The organism is Limobrevibacterium gyesilva, assembly GCF_025989185.1.
Classification (GTDB): Bacteria; Pseudomonadota; Alphaproteobacteria; order Acetobacterales; family Acetobacteraceae; genus Limobrevibacterium; species Limobrevibacterium gyesilva.
In genome coordinates, this window is record NZ_JAPDNT010000064.1 from 1,640 (window position 1) to 6,029 (window position 4,390).

A 4,390-nucleotide genomic window follows, 5' to 3' on the forward strand; every position below is an offset into this window, starting at 1 on the left:
GTGCATGAAGGTGGAATCGCTAGTAATCGTGGATCAGCATGCCACGGTGAATACGTTCCCGGGCCTTGTACACACCGCCCGTCACACCATGGGAGTTGGTTCGACCTTAAGTCGGTGCGCGAACTCGCAAGAGACGTAGCCGACCACGGTCGGGTTAGCGACTGGGGTGAAGTCGTAACAAGGTAGCCGTAGGGGAACCTGCGGCTGGATCACCTCCTTTCAAGGAACTGTCCTGAGTATCTCGCCTCGGCGGGGTTTGGGACGGTCCTGAAGATGGGTTGCTGCTTCGGCAGTGCCCGCAAGTCCATCGGCGGATGCCGATGGCGCCCGGATCTATTCGGTGCCCGGATCGGGCGCCGCCAGCGTATCCCTTCCCTGCGACGATAATCTCCGAGTTTGGGCTAGTAGCTCAGCTGGTTAGAGCACACGCTTGATAAGCGTGGGGTCGGAGGTTCAAATCCTCCCTGGCCCACCAGACTGCAGGAGCTCTAGCGAAGGGCGCCTGGCCGCGGCAGCGGTCGGTGTTCGGCATCCTGTCCTTTGGATTGGGGGTGTAGCTCAGCTGGGAGAGCACCTGCTTTGCAAGCAGGGGGTCATCGGTTCGAACCCGTTCACCTCCACCACCGCGCGCCCGATTGGGCGTCGCGACAAACGCCGTCTATCTGGCGTTTGTTCTTGGTGAAGGGCGGTTTGATCCGGCCTGTCGTCGCAGAGAAGTCAACGGTTCGATGTCCATGGTTCCTGATACTCCTTGCGGAGATTAGGTGCCGTGGCGTCGTTGGCGCCCGGGCGACCGGGGGTCTTGTTCTTTCTTATGGTGAATCAGGTTCTGGTGCGTCTCTGGGCGCGTCTTTTTGGAGTCCGCCGGTGGCGGAGTCCGCTCGCAATCCTGCCGGTGGCGGGGTGCGGGGATCGCGGTGTCTGACCGGTAAGCGGTTCTTTCGGGAACTGGCTGCCAAGCGATCGAAGGCAACTACGTTCAGAGGCGTTTGTGGAGATCTGTCGGTTGCGACGGGCTCTCATCGAATTCGTTCGATGGGTCCGGGCCGATGGGTCCCACGTGTGTATTGCTGAGTTCGAAGCTCGCCGCGTTGCGGAGGGTTCACACCAAGCCTTGTCTGTTTCGGTGTGGATGGCTCCTGTGCGTGGTGGGTTTGGTTCCGCCCGATGAGGGCGGACCGAGGATCTGTTTTTCGAAACGGGTCCGAGATCTCGAGCGCGATAAGGGCATTCGGTGGATGCCTTGGCACCAGGAGGCGATGAAGGACGTGGCACGCTGCGAAAAGCCACGGGGAGCCGCGAGCAGGCGTTGATCCGTGGATATCCGAATGGGGCAACCCACCCCTTTGGGGTATCACCATCTGAATACATAGGATGGTGAGGCAAACCCGGGGAACTGAAACATCTCAGTACCCGGAGGAAAAGACATCAACAGAGATTCCGCTAGTAGTGGCGAGCGAACGCGGAACAGGCCAGTGGTCTATTGGTCGTAAGCAGAACGGTCTGGAAAGTCCGGCCATAGCGGGTGATAGCCCCGTATGCGTCCAAATCAGTAGATCCTTGAGTAAGGCGGGACACGTGAAATCCTGTCTGAACATGGGGGGACCACCCTCCAAGCCTAAATACTCCCTGGTGACCGATAGCGAACAAGTACCGTGAGGGAAAGGTGAAAAGCACCCCGATGAGGGGAGTGAAAGAGACCTGAAACCGAATGCCTACAAGCAGTCGGAGCCGCATCTGCGGTGACGGCGTACCTTTTGTATAATGGGTCAGCGAGTTTCTGTTGGCAGCAAGCTTAAGCCGTTAGGTGTAGGCGCAGCGAAAGCGAGTCTGAACAGGGCGTTCAGTTGCCGGCAGAAGACCCGAAACCGAGTGATCTAGCCATGGCCAGGCTGAAGGTGGGGTAACACCCACTGGAGGGCCGAACCCACGCCTGTTGAAAAAGTCGGGGATGAGCTGTGGCTAGGGGTGAAAGGCCAATCAAACTCGGAAATAGCTGGTTCTCCGCGAAATCTATTGAGGTAGATCGTCAGGTGTTTACCCCGGGGGGTAGAGCACTGGATGGGCTAGGGGGTCCCAAAGACTTACCAAACCTAACCAAACTCCGAATACCCGGAAGTATAGCCTGGCAGACAGACGGCGGGTGCTAAGGTCCGTCGTCGAGAGGGAAACAGCCCAGACCGCCAGCTAAGGTCCCCAAATGATGGCTAAGTGGGAAAGGATGTGGGAATTCCAAAACAACCAGGAGGTTGGCTTAGAAGCAGCCATCCTTTAAAGAAAGCGTAATAGCTCACTGGTCTAATAGAAATCCTGCGCCGAAAATGTAACGGGGCTCAAGCCATCTACCGAAGCTGCGGGTGTAGAGCAATCTACGCGGTAGCGGAGCGTTCCGTAGGCCTGCGAAGGGAGTGGGGTGACCCCTCCTGGAGGTATCGGAAGTGCGAATGCTGACATGAGTAGCGACAAACAGAGTGAGAAACTCTGTCGCCGAAAGTCCAAGGGTTCCTGCGCAAGGTTAATCCGCGCAGGGTGAGCCGGCCCCTAAGGCGAGGGCGAAAGCCGTAGTCGATGGGAACCAGGTGAATATTCCTGGGCCTGCTGGAAGTGACGAATGTGAAGTTTGGTGTGTGCTTATCGGATTGTGCATGCCACTGGATCATTCCAGGAAACAGCTCCAGCGTAGAGACCGTACCCGAAACCGACACAGGTGGACTGGTAGAGCATACCAAGGCGCTTGAGAGAACGATGCCGAAGGAACTAGGCAAATTGCCCGCGTAACTTCGGGATAAGCGGGACCCGTCCTTGGGCAACCAGGGGCGGGTGGCACAGACCAGGGGGTAGCGACTGTTTAGTAAAAACACAGGGCTCTGCGAAGTCGAGAGACGACGTATAGGGTCTGACGCCTGCCCGGTGCCGGAAGGTTAAGAGGAGGTGTGCAAGCACTGAATTGAAGCCCCGGTAAACGGCGGCCGTAACTATAACGGTCCTAAGGTAGCGAAATTCCTTGTCGGGTAAGTTCCGACCTGCACGAATGGCGTAACGACTTCCCCACTGTCTCCGGCATCGGCTCAGCGAAATTGAATTCCCCGTGAAGATGCGGGGTACCCGCGGTCAGACGGAAAGACCCTATGAACCTTTACTGCAGCTTTGCAGTGGCATTAGGAGAGTGCTGTGTAGGATAGGTGGGAGGCTTTGAAGCATGGGCGCCAGCTCGTGTGGAGCCACCCTTGAAATACCACCCTGAACTCTTCTGATGTCTAACCGCGACCGGTCAGCCCGGTCCGGGACCCTGCATGGTGGGCAGTTTGACTGGGGCGGTCGCCTCCCAAATAGTAACGGAGGCGCGCGATGGTGGGCTCAAGCCGGTCGGACATCGGCTGTTGAGTGCAATGGCATAAGCCCGCCTGACTGCGAGAGTGACAGCTCGAGCAGAGACGAAAGTCGGCCATAGTGATCCGGTGGTCCCGCGTGGAAGGGCCATCGCTCAACGGATAAAAGGTACTCTAGGGATAACAGGCTGATCTCCCCCAAGAGTCCACATCGACGGGGAGGTTTGGCACCTCGATGTCGGCTCATCACATCCTGGGGCTGGAGCAGGTCCCAAGGGTTCGGCTGTTCGCCGATTAAAGTGGTACGTGAGCTGGGTTTAGAACGTCGTGAGACAGTTCGGTCCCTATCTGCCGTGGGTGAAGGAGACTTGAGAGGATCTGTCCCTAGTACGAGAGGACCGGGATGGACGCACCTCTGGTGAACCGGTTGTCGCGCCAGCGGCACGGCCGGGTAGCTATGTGCGGACGGGATAACCGCTGAAAGCATCTAAGCGGGAAACCCACCTCAAAACCAGGTCTCCCCGAGGGCCGTGATAGACCATCACGTTGATAGGCCAGATGTATAAGGGCGGTAACGCTCTCAGCTAACTGGTCCTAATCGCCCGATAGGCTCGTGATCGCCCAACATGCACAGCAGTCATCCACCCCAGGTGGAAGACCCCGCTGCAGCAGGCTTCGAGACCGCGCAATACACACCAGGCGACGCCCGCAGATGGGCGCCGCCGCTCACCAGAACCTGCCACCCCCTGTATCGAGGGGTACCGAACCCGCAGACAAGCACGGGTTCGCGTGACGACCGGCAACGCCGGCCGCACGGGGGTGTGTTGGACGACCTGGTGGCTATGGCGGGGAGACTGCACCCGATCCCATCCCGAACTCGGCCGTGAAAACCCCCAGCGCCCATGGTACTGCGTCTCAAGACGCGGGAGAGTAGGTCGCCGCCAGGTCTTCCAACACACCCAAACCCCTCCACAAGACCACCCACGCGGGGTGGAGCAGCCCGGTAGCTCGTCAGGCTCATAACCTGAAGGTCACAGGTTCAAATCCTGTCCCCGCAACCA

At 58.6% G+C, this 4,390-nt stretch carries 3 tRNA genes and 3 rRNA genes (1 of these 6 only partly in view); all 6 read left to right on the forward strand.

The features are described 5' to 3' along the window. Nucleotides 1–220, forward strand: a 16S ribosomal RNA gene (locus OL599_RS25545); it begins 1,370 nt to the left of the window's first position. A gap of 178 nt (nt 221–398) precedes the next feature. Then, nucleotides 399–475 (forward strand) — tRNA-Ile (locus OL599_RS25550). A gap of 72 nt (nt 476–547) precedes the next feature. Beyond that, nucleotides 548–623 (forward strand) — tRNA-Ala (locus tag OL599_RS25555). 587 nt (nt 624–1,210) lie between these two features. After that, nucleotides 1,211–3,948, forward strand: a 23S ribosomal RNA gene (locus tag OL599_RS25560). Nucleotides 3,949–4,161: 213 nt separating this feature from the next. Then, nucleotides 4,162–4,276: ribosomal RNA gene (gene rrf / locus OL599_RS25565) — 5S ribosomal RNA — on the forward strand. The 16S, 23S and 5S rRNA genes sit together here with 3 tRNA genes alongside, the layout of an rRNA operon. Before the next feature lie 37 nt (nt 4,277–4,313). Then, nucleotides 4,314–4,390, forward strand: a tRNA-Met gene (locus OL599_RS25570).